At 63.4% G+C, this 276-nt stretch carries 1 pseudogene; it reads left to right on the forward strand.

The window, feature by feature from the left end:
- Positions 1 to 26: 26 nt before the first annotated feature.
- Positions 27 to 276, forward strand: a pseudogene (locus tag SB764_RS39815) (hypothetical protein); the annotation flags it as partial.

The raw sequence follows: 276 nt of genomic DNA on the forward strand, positions 1-276 counted from the left end.
GGGCTCGGGGCGGTCTGGTGATCGGCTTGATTTACCCGCTTGCGATGCTCGACGGCAAAGGGCGCCTGCGGCTGATCGCCGGCTTGCTGGGCTTCGTGATGCTGGGCGCGCCGGCGCTGATGATCGACGAAGTGTCCGAGCCGCTCGTGAAGCGCTTCGACACGATCCAGAACATTAGTGAAGACAACAGCTACCAGGTGCGCGCCGAGTTCTACAAGCAGTTCTTCACGGTTGCGCTGAGCGACATTGCGGGGCAGGGGCTCGGTACCACGGGTC

The organism is Paraburkholderia sp. SIMBA_027, assembly GCF_046535315.1.
Lineage (GTDB): Bacteria > Pseudomonadota > Gammaproteobacteria > Burkholderiales > Burkholderiaceae > Paraburkholderia > Paraburkholderia tropica.